This is a genomic window from Enterobacter sp. R-25 (assembly GCF_049913205.1).
Taxonomy (GTDB): domain Bacteria; phylum Pseudomonadota; class Gammaproteobacteria; order Enterobacterales; family Enterobacteriaceae; genus Enterobacter; species Enterobacter ludwigii.
The window spans coordinates 3,877,874-3,893,103 of the sequence record NZ_CP183982.1; the positions used below are offsets into that span (position 1 = coordinate 3,877,874).

16 protein-coding genes and 1 tRNA gene are annotated in these 15,230 nt (G+C 50.9%); 7 read left to right on the forward strand and 10 right to left on the reverse strand.

Going from position 1 to position 15,230, the window contains the following annotated elements; all coding sequences use genetic code 11:
- Nucleotides 1-6: 6 nt before the first annotated feature.
- Nucleotides 7-1,344, reverse strand: a complete 1,338-nt coding sequence (locus ACN9MQ_RS18415; protein ID WP_025203318.1) for a maltoporin — start codon at nucleotides 1,342-1,344, stop codon at nucleotides 7-9.
- Nucleotides 1,345-1,552: 208 nt separating this feature from the next.
- Complete coding sequence (locus ACN9MQ_RS18420) at nucleotides 1,553-2,824, reverse strand: PTS sugar transporter subunit IIC (protein ID WP_426262666.1); 1,272 nt, start codon at nucleotides 2,822-2,824, stop codon at nucleotides 1,553-1,555.
- A 169-nt stretch (nucleotides 2,825-2,993) separates the two neighbouring features.
- On the opposite strand from ACN9MQ_RS18420, the gene ACN9MQ_RS18425 reads away from it, so the two are divergent.
- The 6 genes from ACN9MQ_RS18425 to ACN9MQ_RS18450 all read left to right on the forward strand — a co-directional run bounded on the left by ACN9MQ_RS18425 (nucleotide 2,994) and on the right by ACN9MQ_RS18450 (nucleotide 7,240).
- The gene (locus ACN9MQ_RS18425; protein WP_014171497.1) at nucleotides 2,994-3,305 is read left to right on the forward strand and encodes a PTS sugar transporter subunit IIB; all 312 of its coding nucleotides are present in this window, start codon (nucleotides 2,994-2,996) and stop codon (nucleotides 3,303-3,305) included.
- A 14-nt stretch (nucleotides 3,306-3,319) separates the two neighbouring features.
- Nucleotides 3,320-4,642 (forward strand): PTS sugar transporter subunit IIC, encoded by a 1,323-nt coding sequence (locus ACN9MQ_RS18430; RefSeq protein ID WP_014171498.1) that lies wholly within the window; start codon nucleotides 3,320-3,322, stop codon nucleotides 4,640-4,642.
- A gap of 23 nt (nucleotides 4,643-4,665) precedes the next feature.
- The gene (locus ACN9MQ_RS18435; RefSeq protein ID WP_020883743.1) at nucleotides 4,666-4,974 is read left to right on the forward strand and encodes a PTS lactose/cellobiose transporter subunit IIA; all 309 of its coding nucleotides are present in this window, start codon (nucleotides 4,666-4,668) and stop codon (nucleotides 4,972-4,974) included.
- Nucleotides 4,975-5,015: 41 nt separating this feature from the next.
- Nucleotides 5,016-5,921, forward strand: a complete 906-nt coding sequence (locus tag ACN9MQ_RS18440) for an ROK family protein (protein WP_426021161.1) — start codon at nucleotides 5,016-5,018, stop codon at nucleotides 5,919-5,921.
- A 77-nt stretch (nucleotides 5,922-5,998) separates the two neighbouring features.
- The gene (locus tag ACN9MQ_RS18445) at nucleotides 5,999-6,958 is read left to right on the forward strand and encodes a LacI family DNA-binding transcriptional regulator (RefSeq protein ID WP_025203317.1); all 960 of its coding nucleotides are present in this window, start codon (nucleotides 5,999-6,001) and stop codon (nucleotides 6,956-6,958) included.
- Between the two features lie 69 nt (nucleotides 6,959-7,027).
- Nucleotides 7,028-7,240, forward strand: coding sequence for a hypothetical protein (locus tag ACN9MQ_RS18450; protein ID WP_080765218.1), 213 nt, complete (start codon nucleotides 7,028-7,030; stop codon nucleotides 7,238-7,240).
- Between the two features lie 536 nt (nucleotides 7,241-7,776).
- On the opposite strand, the gene ACN9MQ_RS18455 is transcribed toward ACN9MQ_RS18450, so the two are convergent.
- The 6 genes from ACN9MQ_RS18455 to actS all read right to left on the reverse strand — a co-directional run bounded on the left by ACN9MQ_RS18455 (nucleotide 7,777) and on the right by actS (nucleotide 11,789).
- Nucleotides 7,777-8,340 (reverse strand): hypothetical protein, encoded by a 564-nt coding sequence (locus ACN9MQ_RS18455; RefSeq protein WP_426021160.1) that lies wholly within the window; start codon nucleotides 8,338-8,340, stop codon nucleotides 7,777-7,779.
- A 33-nt stretch (nucleotides 8,341-8,373) separates the two neighbouring features.
- Entirely contained in the window at nucleotides 8,374-8,772 is a 399-nt protein-coding gene (locus ACN9MQ_RS18460) for a hypothetical protein (protein WP_426024722.1), read from the reverse strand.
- A 6-nt stretch (nucleotides 8,773-8,778) separates the two neighbouring features.
- Nucleotides 8,779-8,946 carry a hypothetical protein gene (locus tag ACN9MQ_RS18465; RefSeq protein ID WP_410396613.1) on the reverse strand — a complete coding sequence of 56 codons (168 nt, stop codon included), beginning with the start codon at nucleotides 8,944-8,946 and terminating at the stop codon, nucleotides 8,779-8,781.
- Between the two features lie 1,337 nt (nucleotides 8,947-10,283).
- Nucleotides 10,284-10,517, reverse strand: a complete 234-nt coding sequence (locus ACN9MQ_RS18470; protein ID WP_279256420.1) for a hypothetical protein — start codon at nucleotides 10,515-10,517, stop codon at nucleotides 10,284-10,286.
- A 377-nt stretch (nucleotides 10,518-10,894) separates the two neighbouring features.
- A tRNA-Gly gene (locus tag ACN9MQ_RS18475) sits at nucleotides 10,895-10,968 on the reverse strand.
- A gap of 80 nt (nucleotides 10,969-11,048) precedes the next feature.
- Nucleotides 11,049-11,789, reverse strand: coding sequence for an amidase activator ActS (actS, locus tag ACN9MQ_RS18480; RefSeq protein ID WP_014171504.1), 741 nt, complete (start codon nucleotides 11,787-11,789; stop codon nucleotides 11,049-11,051).
- Nucleotides 11,790-11,951: 162 nt separating this feature from the next.
- Here actS and idi point away from each other — a divergent pair, with 162 nt between their 5' ends.
- A complete protein-coding gene (idi, locus tag ACN9MQ_RS18485) occupies nucleotides 11,952-12,494 on the forward strand; it encodes an isopentenyl-diphosphate Delta-isomerase (RefSeq protein ID WP_050737266.1) in 543 nt (180 codons plus the stop codon).
- 39 nt (nucleotides 12,495-12,533) lie between these two features.
- Here idi and lysS read toward each other — a convergent pair whose 3' ends face one another.
- Nucleotides 12,534-14,051: a lysine--tRNA ligase gene (gene lysS, locus ACN9MQ_RS18490; RefSeq protein WP_025203283.1), complete on the reverse strand. Its 1,518-nt coding sequence runs from the start codon at nucleotides 14,049-14,051 to the stop codon at nucleotides 12,534-12,536.
- A 9-nt stretch (nucleotides 14,052-14,060) separates the two neighbouring features.
- Nucleotides 14,061-15,159, reverse strand: a protein-coding gene (gene prfB, locus ACN9MQ_RS18495) for a peptide chain release factor 2 (RefSeq protein WP_104440355.1) whose coding sequence is annotated in 2 segments (ribosomal slippage) — nucleotides 14,061-15,083 and nucleotides 15,085-15,159 — 1,098 coding nt in all. Because the reading frame shifts where the segments join, the coding sequence is not laid out codon by codon here.
- Nucleotides 15,160-15,230: the final 71 nt, after the last annotated feature.

Below are 15,230 nucleotides of genomic sequence, written 5' to 3' on the forward strand. Positions count from 1 at the left end.
TTCTCCTCAGAACCAGACTTCAGCCTGCACACCAAAATTCAGCGTATCGGTATCGCCGCTACGTGAATATCCCCCCGGACTCAGGGTGCCAGTGCTCCAGTCGTAATTTCTGTCCATCGCATCCGAGACGCCTTTATCCCATTTTGCGTAGGTGGCAAAGAAGCGCAGCTGCGGACGGCTCCAGAAACCTGAATCAAAGGTCAGGGTCGGCGCAATGGTCACCTTGGTCAGGCCACCTTTCCCTTTACCGTTTACGCCCATGTAGTTTTTATCATCCAGATATTCGTAGCCCACCTCATATTGCATGGCGAAGTTTTTGGTTATCTGATGATACGGACGGATACCCGCTACCCACATGGACCGTCCCCAGCCGTCATCGTCGTTGGTCCACCAGCGGTAGTTTTTGTCTTTCTGATAAAACGCAAAGGTCGATACTTCCACGTCACCCAGGTTGGCCATGCTGTCCAGCACGACGCGCCAGGATTGCGTATCCTCAAGGTTTGCCCAGCCCCAGCCGTTTTTACCCAGCGAATCTGCGGCGGCCAGGCCTTTGCCATACTGGAAAGCGATGCGGGAGTACCCGTTAGTCAGGCCGTAGAAGCTGTCAAAGTTGTACAGCGCCGTCACGCCGTATCCCTTCTCAGCCGAGGTAGGATGGTTTTCATTGCGGTTCATGTGGTGGCCGATAAGTTCGACGTCGAGCCCGGTGCCGCCAATCTTTTTAAACCACAGGTTAAGCGAATAGTCGTCCGGATAGCCCTGATCCCCCAGATCTACCGGATAAGCTTTGGCTTCGTCGGTGGTCGAGAAGGCATACACACCCGCATCAAAGCGCGCGAAGCCTAAGTCCAGGTTATCGAACCCGCCCCCGGTTCCGTTGTACTGAATGTACTCCCAGTCGAACTGGTGGCTGGAAAGGTTGGAGCTGCTGTAGCGTTTACCGGCCCAGAAGGTCATGTCCGGGGCAAAATCGAGATTCGTTAATTCAGCAAACCCTTCGCGGAACTGGGTCTCTTTGCCATCATCGTCAGTACAGTTCCAGTCGGCGGTACATTTGGTCTGGTGCGTCAGGTTGGCCTGAATACGTGCGACTGCGCCTGAATCCGACTTCAGCGTTACCGTCGGGATCAGCTCAATTTTGGTATCTTCTTCGTTACCCAGACGCCATTTCCCGTCAGGCATCAGCCCCACCGAATCGACCCGGTTGCCATCGCTATTGGCAAGAATACCCGAGCGTAAATAGCCGTGGAGGGCGAAATCATATTTCTCATCGGCGCTGGCATAACCGCTGATGACAGTAAGAGCAATCAAGGACAGAGGTATTGATTTCATTAACGTTTGCATAGGTTCCCTTTGAATTTTTATTTTCACGGTTAAACGTGCAGGGGAAATGTAAGGATCAAATCTGGAAATGTACATCCACAAACGGAAAGCGCTTTCCATGTTTGCCGGATTGAATCACAAATTTAAGATCAAAGAGAAAATTTTTGTGAAGAATGTCACGAAATAATCTTCTGCCCATCAGGAACGGGCAGAAGCAGGGAGGCGGGGATTATTTTTCCAGCTGCATCAACTGGCGTTCATGAACCTTGAAGAAGGGGCGATAGAGCATCCATGCATTGAAAAAGGCGAACAGGCACATGCACATATTTTTCCAGCTGCCGTTCGCCGACCAGGCTGCGCCCAGCGGTGAAGGCATAGACCAGGGCAGCATGGCGACGGCTCTGTCGAGCACGCCAAGCTGGGTTAAATACCAGGCTATACAGGCATTTATCAGTGGTACAAACACAAAGGGCAGTAAAAAAACCGGGTTCATGATGACGGGAAAACCAAACAATATCGGCTCGTTAATGTTGAACAGCGACGGCAGAAGGCCAATTTTCCCGACGCTCTTCAACTGCCGGGATCGGCTTCGCATCGCCATAAAGACCAGCGGCAGCGTAGAGCCGATACCGCCAATCAGCAGATAAAAATCCCAGAATCCCTGCAGATAAATATGGGGCAGCACGGCTTCCCCGGCGGCCAGGGCCCGCTGGTTTTCAAACAGATAGGTGAGCCAGAACGGGTTCATGATGCCCGTAATGATCAGGGCGCCATGAATACCGACGAACCATAAAAGATTACACAGAAACAAGGAGATAAGCACCGCCGTAAGGGTATCAGATGCCACGATAAGCGGGCGTAACGCCTCGCCAATCAGCTGCGGCAAAATTTGTCCGGTCGTCTGCAGTATCACGGCATTCATTACGCTAATGGAGAGCATGATCACCAGCAGCGGCATCAGCAGCTGGAAACCATTTCGCGTCATCACCGGTACCTCCTCCGGCAGACGAATGCACCACCCTCTTTTGTAGAAAAACCTTATTATTTCAATAGAGTAAGCGCTTGAAATGAGCGCAGTAAAAAGCCCCATCCCGCCCAGAAAAATATTCGTTGCACCGTTATCCCGAAAGCCAATGAACAGCAAAAAGGAGAGGCAGCCGGTGAGTCCACACAGCCGTTCCGGCAGTTGATACTGCTTGGCCAGACTGGCGCTGGCACCAAACGCGACAATCAGCGCCACCAGTCCGAGCGTCAGCTCAAAGGTTGGCAACAGCATCGGACGCAGCAGCAGATAGACGTGCCCGAGGCGCGATGCACTTGAAATGGCGAACGGTGGAAACAGCAGCGGCACCATCAGGCTTCCCACAATCACAAAAGGCATGGCGAGGGAAAAGCCGTCCCGCATCGCGGTAATATGTTGATTTCTGGTGATTATATTGGCTGCTGGCGTGAGACGTTGCTCAATCAAATCCACAGCAACATTCATCAAATGAATGTTCATAACTCGACCTTAATAGTTCGTGAATAGCCGCGATGATCTCGCACATCCGGACAAAGTGAAAGATTCCCTCAGGTGATCGCGGTCACAATTACCTTATCCACCAACGGAAAGCGCTTTCCGTTTTGTTCCATGATGACTATATTCCAGCCATAAGTTCAAAGGAGACGTTATGAAAAAAATCATGTTGTGTTGTTCTGCCGGGATGTCCACCAGCCTGCTGGTGAAAAAAATGGTCGACGAAGCGCAAAAGCGTGGCCTGGAAGCGGAGATCAAAGCGTTTGGCGTGGCCGAATTCGCCGAGCAGGTCGGTCACTATCAGGTGGTGCTGCTTGGACCGCAGGTGAAGTACATGCAAAGCGATCTTCAGAAACAAGCTGATAAATACGGGATCCGTGTTGAGCCTATCAACATGATGGATTACGGCATGCAAAAAGGGGGCGCCGTTCTCGATTTCGCCCTCTCCCTGATAGATAACAAATAACGAAGGGAAAACCCATGAGCTCTCTGTACGCGAAACTTATCCAGGTCATTGAACAGAAAATTACCCCGATGGCAGGCGCCGTCGGGCAGCAGAAGTATGTGACCTCGATTCGTGACGGCTTTATCACCGCCCTGCCGTTCATGATCGTCGGTTCCTTTATGCTGGTGTTTATTTTCCCGCCCTTCTCACCCGACACGTCCTGGGGTTTCGCCCGGGCATGGCTGCAATTCTCGTTGGATCACCGTGAAGCCCTGATGCTGCCGTTCAACTTCAGCATGGGGATCATGACGATCTTCATTTCAGTCGGGATCGCCGCGAGCCTGGCCAAACATCACGATCTGGATGCCCTTACCGCCGGCATGCTGTCGCTGATGGCATTTCTGCTGGTAGCTGCGCCGTTAAAAGACGGGCAGATTTCTACCGCCTATTTCTCCGGGCAAGGGATCTTCACGGCCATTCTGGTGGCTATCTACTCTACCGAGCTGTATGCCTTCCTGAAGCGTCACAATATTACCATCCGCCTGCCACCAGAAGTGCCTACGGGCGTTGCGCGTTCGTTCGAAATTCTGATCCCGGTGCTGGCAATTGTTGTCACTCTGCACCCGCTCAACCTCTTCATTGAGGCTCAGCTCGGCATGATTATTCCGGAAGCGATTATGTCGCTGGTGAAACCGCTGGTTGCCGCCTCCGATACGCTGCCTGCCATTCTGCTCTCGGTGTTGGTGTGCCAGGTTCTGTGGTTTGCGGGCATCCACGGCGCGCTGATTGTCACCGGAATTATGAACCCGTTCTGGATGGCGAACTTGTCGGTTAACCAGGCAGCAATGGCTGCCGGTCAGGCGATCCCGCACATTTACGTTCAGGGATTCTGGGATCACTACCTGCTGATTGGCGGGGTCGGCTCCACGCTGCCGCTGGCGTTACTGTTGCTGCGCAGCAAAGCAGTGCATCTGCGTACCATTGGGCGTATGGGCGTGGTACCGGGGATGTTTAATATCAACGAACCGATTTTATTCGGTGCCCCTATCATCATGAATCCGCTCTTTTTCCTGCCGTTCGTGCTGGTTCCGATGGTCAATGCCACCCTCGCCTACTTTGCCCTTGATTTCGATCTGGTCAGTCGCGTGGTCTCGATGACACCGTGGACAACGCCTGCCCCTATCGGCGCATCCTGGGCGGCCAACTGGAGCTTTAGCCCGGTGATCCTCTGCCTGCTGTGCATGGTGACCTCAGCGGCCATGTACTTCCCGTTCCTCAAAGCGTACGAGAAGCAGCTGCTGGAACAAGAGCATGAAAATGCGGTTGAACAATCTGAAGAAGCGGCACAGTCCGCCTGATAGTAAAAACACAGAGGTTACGGATGGAATTAGAAGAACAGGTCATGGGCATTATTATCAATGCCGGTCAGTCACGCAGTCTCTGCTACGAAGCGCTTGGCTTCGCAAAAAAAGGTGACTTTGCCTCAGCCGACGCGCGAATGAAAGAGGCGGCGCACTTCGCCCGTGAAGCGCATCTGGTACAAACCCAACTGATCGAAGCTGACGAAGGGGAAGGCAAAACCAAAATGACGCTGGTGATGGTGCACGCTCAGGATCATTTGATGACCTCGATTCTGGCGAAAGAACTGGTGACGGAGCTGATCGAGCTGTACCGCACTCGTCAGGCATAACCATTCAGGAGAGGCGCTGGCCTCTCCTTTTCGAGGAACGTATGCACTATCTTGGACTCGATATTGGCGGCACAAAAATGGAAGCCGTCCTGCTTTCGCCTCAGGGCGAATGCCTTTGGCGTGAGCGTCGTCCGACGCAAAAAGAGAGTTATGACGCCTTTATGCACCATCTGCTGGCGTTTATCGGCGAAGCGCGCGCGGTAAGTGAGGTGCCATTCAGTATCGGTATTGGCCTGCCGGGGGCCATCGACCCACAAAGCGGGCTGATTAAAAACTGCAACTGCCTGGTGCTCAACGGTCACGACCTGAAGCATGATTTAGCAAATCAGCTCAATCAGCCCGTGTGGATAGCCAATGACGCGGACTGCTTCACGCTGTCTGAAGCGGTTGATGGCGCAGGCGCGGAAGCAGATACCGTCTTTGGCGTAATTGTCGGTACCGGATGCGGCGGTGGCGTGGCGGTACATAAGCGTCTGCTTCAGGGGCCAAACGCCATCGCTGGCGAATGGGGACATAACCCGTTGCCTGGCTATGCCCCCGAGACGGATGGTCCGGCGCAGTCCTGCTATTGCGGGAAACATAACTGTATCGAAACCTTTATCTCTGGCACCGGCTTTGCCCGCCGTTATCCCAGCGAACTGAGCGCGCAGGCCATCATTGAAGCGGCGGCACAGGGAGACCTGACCGCGCGGGCCCATTGGTGCCACTTTATCGACGCCTTTGCACGCAGTCTGGCCTCGGTGATCAATATTCTTGATCCGCAGGTTATTGTGTTGGGCGGTGGGTTATCAAATGTCAGCCAGCTGTACGACGAACTTCCGGCCGCCATCAGGCCCTACATCTTCTCGGAAAGCTGCCGTACCCGTATCGTCCCGGCCCGTTACGGCGACGCCAGTGGCGTGCGTGGCGCGGCGTGGCTACCGGGTTTGCACGCCGCGCAGACGTGAAACCGCCTGTGGGGGGCGCTAAGATTCTTAAGGTGGGTTATGTTAAGATAACCAAAACCCACCACGCAGAAAATGCTATGCCAACGATTGACGATGTATCACGATTAGCCAATGTCTCACGAGCAACCGTCTCACGCGTGTTGACGGGGACGCGCGGCGTGCGCGAAGAGAGCCGTGAAGCCGTGCTGCGCGCCGTAGAAGAGCTTAATTATCGCCCAAGCTTTGCCGCGCAAAACCTGGCAAGTCAGTCATCAAGCTACGTTGGTCTGGTTCTCTCTGCGAAGGATGAAAGCAGCGGAGCACGTTTGCTGCCTGCGCTCTCCCGCGCCATGAAAGCGTTGAATAAAACGCTCATCGTAGAGTACGTAAACGATCCTGTTGAGCAGGCTGTCACCGTCGATGATCTTCAGCGCCAGTGCGTTGCTGTCGTAGTCTTTGGGCCGGTTGCGGCCGGTAGCGCAGAGAATGTTATCTCCTTCGATCGTCCCGTGGTGGATGCGAAACCTCAGGGATATGACTTTGCCTTTGCGACGGAAAGCGCCTGTCGTTACATGACGGGCAAGGGCCATCGCAATATCGCACTGGTGATTGACAGCGAACACGATGACAACAGTAAAAAGATGGTGGAAGGCTATCGCAACGTCCTGCAAAACTACTCTTTGCCGTTTAATCGCCAGCTGGTGTTAACGGCGAATGAAGATGTTGAACAGGCGCTGCTGACGCTTATCAACAGCCTGAGCAAGTTTTCCGCCATTGTGGTTAAACGTGATGCCTATGCCGCTGAAGCGATGCGTCTGTTCCGGGAATTTGGCATTTCCGTTCCGCAGGAAGTATCGCTGCTGAGTCTGGAAGATTCGCCTCTGGCAACCCAGCTCTATCCACAGCTGACCTGTATCTCGTGGCCAATGGATCAGTTGCTCACTCAGTGTGTTGAGCGCATTAAAAGCCTGGTGGATGGCCGACCTGTTCGCACGTCAGAGCTCTCCCCCGTGATTGGTAAACTCACACCTCGCCAGTCGGTGATGGAAAAAAGCTAGCGGGTACGCAGCGATTGCCGGCTTAAGGGTGTGATAACACAATAAACGTTATCCCTGTTCTGGAGCGAGATGATGAAAACCTTTCTGTTCATAAGTGCCCTCACCCTTTTCCCGGCGCTCTCCTGCTATGCCATCGCTCAGGAAACGTCCCTGCCGCTGAAAGAGCAAATTCATACCGATGAAGGTACGTTATGCGTGTATGGCGATGCTTCGCGCAGTGAAAAAGTTGTGATGCAGGGCGGCAACGATTGCCCACAGAGTAAAGCGGCAAAACAGTCCTGATTGCAGATAGGATGCTGTTTTTTTGGGGGGCGGAGCAAAATACCGTTCCTATTTCACTTTCTAAGTCATTTGACCGGCAAACATTTACATCTTCATTAATGAACCGGTCTTTTGCTCTTAACGTGAATATTTCCCCCAATATACCGATCGCAGCTATACGGAAAAGGTACCAGTAATAATTAGCACCGGCATGAGGCTTGCATTTACGAAGGGAAATGTCCTTACAGTAGATATCAAGCGAGACTAATCGGATATTGATGTAGTAGAATTGGCTAACTCCCGATTAGCGCTGGAGATGGGGATGAAGGCAAAGTGGGTGCAGTTATTCACACGCAGGCTGGGTCAAATTTTCTTATCAACTCAACTGTAACTTGCTGACTAGCTCATGACCTTTCATCTGACGTGGAATAATATAATTTTTCCAAGAAAATAATATCAAGCATCGTATTATAGATCAAAAATAATCAGGCGGACCACCTACAAGACGACCCGTATAATTATACCCCCACATCCCCCATCAAAGGAAACACAGAGATTCATCCATAAAAATAATCATAAAATGCATTGAAATTTTCATCTCCGATAAATGGAACAACCCTTACCTTTAACTCATCCATAAAATTTTTTTTTACTTCATCATTATCATCTGCTATATCAAAAATATCGTAATAACCATATACCAAATCAATGAGCTCTGTTAGAGAAAGTAAAAAGCCAGAGAGATTGCCAGCTATTTTAAACGGTTCAACTACGTCATAAGACACATAAATAGAGGTATTACCTTCATCTACAACAGCAATTATAGGCTTACCTCCACCTAAATCATCGCCAATTACAAGATAATTATCTGGTAAGTATTCATAACCACTTTGAGCTTTTGCAAGTTCACTGACTGAATAAAATTTAATTGGCGTAAAACCTGTTTCTACTTTTAACTTCTCAGGATTATTTTTTCCATATAAATAATCCAACTCTGCCGAGCGAGGTAAGTTGGAGGGGAAAACGTTGTCAATGTCATTAACGATATTGAAACTCCCGGACAGTGAATATTTATTGCAAATAGCAACAAATTTTTTTAATGACTCTTCAATTTCACTCATAATCACACCTCATATTTATCACATTCACTGATATTATTGACAGCTCTTTAAATTCTTACGGGTCAGGTTACGGTCTATCAATCGTCCTTTACCTGGAGTGTCATAACTTCCTCGGTGACCTTGCAAACCATGTAAATGTTCATCATAGCCGCTTGGATGATTAGCATTCAGGAGAAATACAATATTCCTTGGATCGCCTTGCCATTTTCCTCCTAAAACACCGTTCCCTTTCACACTATTGATATGATGGCCTGTATAGCCCATTTCGGACATAACCGACGATAATTGGCGATTATTTTTTGGACTTAGTATTACTTCGCGTTCAGCGGCCGTCCAGTCCCGGCTTCCTCCTCCAGCTGCAACCAGTTCTCTTTCTTCTCCCCATGCACGGCTTATTGCTGTCGCCCGACTGCGCGCAAAGGGTAGTAACAGAACAGGTTATAGTGCTGCCGTTTCACCGTCAGCATACTTTCCAGCATAGCGAAACGGCTGATGCGGAATCACCGTGCGCTGAACAAGCTTTGTAGCCCTTGCAGTCTGATAGCGGACTTCGCCAAAACTGCAATACTGGCCGCTCCAGCGTACCTCGCCACGCGCATCGGTCACCTCCAGTTGCGCACCATTCAAATCGGTACTGAACCAGTAAATCTCACCGCTGCTCTGGTCACGAAGATGATCATCCCAGCCGGCGGGCTACAGGATTCATTCGGGTTATAAACATAAGTGCTGAACCCCTGGTTTCCTGCACCTCCTGCAACAGGCGGTAGCCCCGCCACAGGAAGTGCGTTTCGGTGATGCCATTCGCCGTGGTGACGATTTTACGCGTAAGGAGGCATAGCTCAAGGTCTGGTAGATATGCATGACCGGCATCCGGTTGTCCTGATCCCTGAATTTGTGCGGCAATGAATGGTCCGGTAAAGAGGCAGAAGAGATAGTTATTGACGGAGTGGTCGGAAAAGGGAAGATTTAGTCATCGAGCCTGTTTTATATAATGCTGCAGTAGATAACTCAAATTGTAATGAATGTTAGTTTTCGTTCTGTTGCGCGGCAAACGCCGTTCACCTTGCTGATTCATACAGGCAATCCCCTGCTGACGAGAATGAAGTACACTTCCCGGTTACACTCTGACGTCCACAGCTCACCGGCGATAATTTTCTGGCAAAGGAGTAGGCACGTATTTAATGAAATATATATGAATATATAGATTTAAAAAAATCTGGGAAATTAATATTCCCCAGCGCATTATTATTCATTAATTAAAATCAAAAAACACTCAACAAAATAATTAAATTCTCTCCATTGAAGTTTTAATTCGCCCTGTAGGGGTCATCTCCTACATTGATACACAAACCCTCTCCGTTGTTTGTTATAAAAAACACCCACTCTCACTTTGCACTCCATCCATAGGGGTATATTCTTTCGATATTTTTAATATTTAATGCGGTCTTTTAAGATCAAGTTGGCACGAGGAGTTTATAACAAACCAACTAATCTAATAAATTTATTGATTTCTGATATAAAAAGTACAACCGTTCTTGATGTGCAAATAAAATTGAGAAAAATCAGAAGAAATGTCGACTCATATAGAAAGAAAAGCATCACTGTACCCTTGAGTTATATCATAACACTACCAACGCCGAGATTAACTCAATAACTTTATGCTCTCAGATAACATAATTTATCACCCATTTCTCTTTTCGAGAGGCTTTTTAATTCTGCTTACTCTCGCCTCTTGCAATATGCTTAACGATCTAAGTTAAAAAATTTCCGCTTATAGGATTAATCGAATGAGCATTGGATAAATAAGTATGCGGAGAATTTACTCTATAATAGGCCTGATGCGTATTTGAAGAAAGCTCAAATAAAGAGTTTAGCCCATTTTGTTTAGAAAGATGAAGATTAGCAGCTACGGCTGCCCCCTTCACAGATCCCCGCCATAAACACTACTCCTCGTTGTTTTTATTCCCGTTATTTTGCCGCATGGATTCTATAAACTCTCGTTGCTCCTGTGTGAGTTCAAGATCATCCAGCAAGCGATCCAACTCTTCTTCAGGTGATTCCTTTTGGTTCTGTCTCTTCCCGCTAGCCATGCTCACCCTTGAGTTAATAGGATTAATCTCAGGGTATCCAGGGTGCATAAAATGCGCAACTAACAGATTTTGGACAATAGCAGCCATAAAGCCCCGTTAGCGGTACAAGCAACAAGCAGAGCGTAGCGACTTCATCATATTGTCAGAAGGATCACACCTTATCAGGGTGCTCGTATATCTGTCGAAGCGCTGGAAGAGCCTGTATATCGGGCTTTAATGCGAGTGATCAGTCTGTCGATGTCATAACAATGCCAGGATAGGTTTTTTTCACGTTTTACTACCGCGGTGTGAGGATGCAACTGCCGCCAACGCTGAGTTATCCTGTCATCTCACCGTCTAACTTAGCGTGACAGTTACCACCAGGGACGGATCATAATGATAGAACCCATAGGCGACTAAAACAGGTAACTATTTAATTTGCTGATAGAGAAGGATTTAAAGGGCTTCTTCAGAAAGGGATAGACTGGAGCGGGCGAAGGGAATCGAACCCTCGTATAGAGCTTGGGAAGCTCTCGTTCTACCATTGAACTACGCCCGCTTTGAGGTGCGTAAGGCATTATAGACCTTACGCCTCTTCATACAAGCCTCTTTGCAACTAAATGGCGATTATATAATCACTTAGCACTTTGGCTTACTGCCTGGTGCCGGAAGATAACGCTGCGGATCGATGGCTGTAGCGCGATAGCGGATCTGGAAGTGTAACTTCACCGAGTCCGTGCCGGTACTGCCCATGGTGGCAATCTTCTGCCCAGCCTTCACATTCTGCCCGTTGTTCACCAGCATCGTATCGTTGTGGGCATAGGCAGTGATGTAATCTTCCCCATGCTTAATCATGATCAGGTTACCGTAACCGCGCAGCTGGTTGCCGACGTAGACCACCTTCCCTGCCCCTGATGCATAGACTGGCGTGCCGCGCGCAGCAGCGATATCAATGCCTTTATTGCCCCCCTCAGACAAGGAGTAAGGCAACACGACCTTGCCGCTGGCAGGCCAGACCCAGCAACGCTGGCCGACCGGAGGCCATGAAGACTGCGGCACCGCGTAAGACGGCGTCACTTTAGCTGTTTTGCCTTTAGAGGATTTCTTCGTTGAAGACGCGCCACCGTTAACCTTCAGTTTCTGCCCCACCTCGATGGTGTAGGGTGGAGAGATGTTATTCAGACGCGCCAGATCCTTCACGCTGGTCCCCGTTGCGCGCGAAATCCGATACAGCGTATCCCCGCGCTTAACGGTATAAACCGCACCGGAATAGCTGCCCATATCCGACGACTTGCTTCCTGAACAGCCTGCCAGTAATAGCGTCAGCGTCAGACAAAAAACGGCGGTAATGGGATTTCTCGTCAGGCTTCCTGCAAACAAAACAGATCCTCGGTCAGCGTGAATGGCGCACTATGATACCAGCCCAGACTGATATGGGTCAGCCCTTTTCCGCTCTTGAGAGCAAACGGCGCATGGAGGAATGCAGTATAATGCAGCTGCTGATGGTGCAGAGCCATCCGCATCGTTGGCACTGGAGCATCAATGAGTATTCAAGAACACGTTATTTTGGTAAATGACCAGGGAATGGTGATTGGCACTCAGGAAAAGTACGCCGCGCACACCGCCCACACCCCGCTGCACCTGGCTTTCTCATCGTGGCTTTTTAACGCCAGAGGTGAGTGTCTTGTTACCCGACGCGCCTTAAGCAAAAAAGCCTGGCCAGGCGTCTGGACCAACTCCGTTTGCGGACATCCTCAGTCTGGTGAAAAGACGGAACAGGCTATCATCCGCCGTTGCCGCTTTGAGGTTGGCGCGGAGATCACCAATATCACCCCCATCGCCGCTGAATTCCGTTACCGTGAAGCCGATCCTTCGGGGATCGTGGAGAATGAGATTTGCCCGGTATTCGCAGCACGCGTCACCAGCGAACTGCATATTAATCACGATGAAGTGATGGAGTATGAATGGGTCGAACTGGAAGCGTTGTTCCGCGCACTGGACGCTGCCCCCTGGAGCTTTAGCCCGTGGATGGTACAGGAAGCGACGGTCGCCCGCGACGCGCTCAGGGCCTTCGCGGCGCAATAAAAAAGCCCCTTTCGGGGCTTTTTTTACTGTCTTAACGGCTTACTTCACCGGGCGCATCGCCGGGAACAGGATCACATCACGGATGGTGTGGCTGTTAGTGAACAGCATAACCATACGGTCGATACCAATCCCCAGACCTGCGGTTGGTGGCAGACCGTGCTCCAGCGCAGTCACATAGTCTTCGTCGAAGAACATCGCTTCGTCATCGCCCGCCGCTTTCGCGTTAACCTGATCCTGGAAGCGCTGAGCCTGATCTTCTGCATCGTTCAGCTCGCTAAAGCCGTTGCCGATTTCGCGGCCACCGATGAAGAACTCAAAGCGGTCAGTGATTTCCGGGTTCACATCATTACGACGTGCCAGCGGAGAAACTTCTGCCGGGTATTCGGTGATGAAGGTCGGCTGAATCAGGTGCGCTTCGGCCACTTCTTCGAAGATCTCGGTCACGATACGGCCCAGACCCCAGCTCTTCTCAACGTTGATACCGATGCTTTCCGCGATCGCTTTCGCAGAGTCGAAGTTATCCAGATCGGCCATGTTGGTTTCTGGACGGTATTTCATGATCGCTTCGCGCATGGTCAGTTTTTCAAACGGCTTGCCGAAGTCGAAGACTTCTTCACCGTAAGGCACTTTAGTGGTGCCCAGAATGTCCTGCGCCAGGGTACGGAACAGTGATTCGGTCAGCTCGATCAAATCTTTATAATCCGCATACGCCATATAGAGTTCCATCATGGTGAACTCTGGGTTATGACGCACGGAGATGCCTTCATTACGGAAGTTACGGTTGATTTCGAACACGCGGTCAAAACCACCGACGACCAGACGCTTCAGGTACAGTTCCGGCGCGATACGCAGGTACATGTCCAGATCGAGGGCGTTGTGATGGGTGATGAACGGGCGTGCAGACGCGCCGCCCGGGATCACCTGCATCATTGGGGTTTCCACTTCCATAAAGTCGCGGTTAACCATGAACTGGCGGATACCGGCCATGATCTGAGAGCGAATCTTGAAGGTCTTACGGGATTCATCGTTGGAGATGAGATCCAGGTAACGCTGACGGTAGCGCGCTTCCTGATCCTGCAGGCCATGGAATTTGTCCGGCAGCGGGCGCAGGGCTTTGGTCAGCAGACGCAGTTCGGTGCAGTGGATAGACAGCTCACCGGTCTTGGTTTTGAACAGCTTACCTTTCGCCCCCAGGATATCGCCCAGGTCCCACTTCTTGAACTGCTCGTTGTAGATGCCTTCCGGCAGGTCGTCACGGGAGACGTACAGCTGAATACGGCCGCCAACGTCCTGCAGCGTCACGAAGGAGGCTTTACCCATGATACGACGGGTCATCATGCGGCCAGCAACGGCCACTTCAATGTTCAGCGCTTCCAGCTCTTCGTTCTCTTTACCGTCGAAGTCAGCGTGCAGTTGGTCTGAGGTATGGTCACGACGAAAATCGTTCGGGAACGGCACGCCCTGCTCGCGCAGTGCTGCCAGCTTCTCGCGGCGGGTTTTCAGTTCGTTATTAAGATCGACTACCGCGTCAGCGCCCTGTGCTTGTTGTTCAGACATGTTGGTTCCTCATAACCCTGCTTTCAAACTTGCTTCGATAAATTGGTCCAGGCTGCCGTCCAGCACCGCCTGCGTGTTACGGGTTTCAACCCCGGTACGCAGGTCTTTGATGCGGGAGTCATCAAGGACGTAAGAACGGATCTGGCTGCCCCAACCGATGTCAGATTTGTTATCTTCCATCGCCTGTTTCTCAGCATTTTTCTTCTGCATCTCCAGCTCATAAAGCTTCGCTTTCATCTGCTTCATGGCCTGGTCTTTGTTCTTATGCTGGGAGCGGTCGTTCTGGCATTGCGTCACCAGCCCGGTTGGAATGTGGGTGATACGCACCGCAGATTCCGTACGGTTAACGTGCTGACCACCCGCGCCGGATGCGCGGTAAACGTCGATACGCAGATCCGCCGGGTTGATGTCGATATCGATATCTTCGTCAACTTCCGGATAGACAAACGCGGAGCTGAAGGAGGTGTGACGACGGCCGCCGGAGTCGAACGGGCTCTTACGCACCAGGCGGTGAACCCCCGTCTCGGTACGCAGCCAGCCGTAGGCGTAATCGCCAATAATCTTGATGGTGACAGATTTAATACCGGCCACTTCACCTTCAGACTCTTCGATGATTTCGGTTTTGAAGCCGCGGGCTTCCGCCCAGCGCAGATACATGCGCATCAGCATGCTGGCCCAGTCCTGGGCTTCGGTACCGCCAGAACCTGCCTGAATATCGAGATAGCAGTCAGCGTTATCGTATTCACCGGAGAACATGCGACGGAATTCAAGCTGTGCCAGCTTCTCTTCGAGCACGTCGAGTTCAGCCACGGCTTCGTTAAAGGTTTCTTCGTCGTCAGCTTCGACGGCCAGCTCCAGTAAACCGGAAACATCTTCCAGCCCCTGAGCCATTTGATCCAGCGTATCTACGATAGCTTCGAGAGAGGAACGCTCTTTACCCAGCGCCTGCGCGCGTTCAGGTTCGTTCCAGACGTCCGGCTGTTCCAGCTCGGCGTTTACTTCTTCAAGACGCTCTTTCTTGGCATCGTAGTCAAAGATACCCCCTAAGAACGTCAGAGCGCTCCGTGAGGTCCTGAATACGGTTTTTTACCGGATTAATTTCAAACATGGTCTGTTTTCTTTTATGGACTTGTCAAAATGCGGTGATAAGAGCGGGATTGTACCGAATCCACGCCCTTT

Bases quoted from the DNA above. Each gene is read 5' to 3' on its own strand.
- ACN9MQ_RS18415 (WP_025203318.1), bottom strand. From the start codon at position 1,344: ATGCAAACGTTAATGAAATCAATACCTCTGTCCTTGATTGCTCTTACT.
- ACN9MQ_RS18420 (WP_426262666.1), bottom strand. From the start codon at position 2,824: ATGAACATTCATTTGATGAATGTTGCTGTGGATTTGATTGAGCAACGT.
- ACN9MQ_RS18425 (WP_014171497.1), top strand. From the start codon at position 2,994: ATGAAAAAAATCATGTTGTGTTGTTCTGCCGGGATGTCCACCAGCCTG.
- ACN9MQ_RS18430 (WP_014171498.1), top strand. From the start codon at position 3,320: ATGAGCTCTCTGTACGCGAAACTTATCCAGGTCATTGAACAGAAAATT.
- ACN9MQ_RS18435 (WP_020883743.1), top strand. From the start codon at position 4,666: ATGGAATTAGAAGAACAGGTCATGGGCATTATTATCAATGCCGGTCAG.
- ACN9MQ_RS18440 (WP_426021161.1), top strand. From the start codon at position 5,016: ATGCACTATCTTGGACTCGATATTGGCGGCACAAAAATGGAAGCCGTC.
- ACN9MQ_RS18445 (WP_025203317.1), top strand. From the start codon at position 5,999: ATGCCAACGATTGACGATGTATCACGATTAGCCAATGTCTCACGAGCA.
- ACN9MQ_RS18450 (WP_080765218.1), top strand. From the start codon at position 7,028: ATGATGAAAACCTTTCTGTTCATAAGTGCCCTCACCCTTTTCCCGGCG.
- ACN9MQ_RS18455 (WP_426021160.1), bottom strand. From the start codon at position 8,340: ATGAGTGAAATTGAAGAGTCATTAAAAAAATTTGTTGCTATTTGCAAT.
- ACN9MQ_RS18470 (WP_279256420.1), bottom strand. From the start codon at position 10,517: ATGGCTGCTATTGTCCAAAATCTGTTAGTTGCGCATTTTATGCACCCT.
- idi (WP_050737266.1), top strand. From the start codon at position 11,952: ATGAGTATTCAAGAACACGTTATTTTGGTAAATGACCAGGGAATGGTG.
- lysS (WP_025203283.1), bottom strand. From the start codon at position 14,051: ATGTCTGAACAACAAGCACAGGGCGCTGACGCGGTAGTCGATCTTAAT.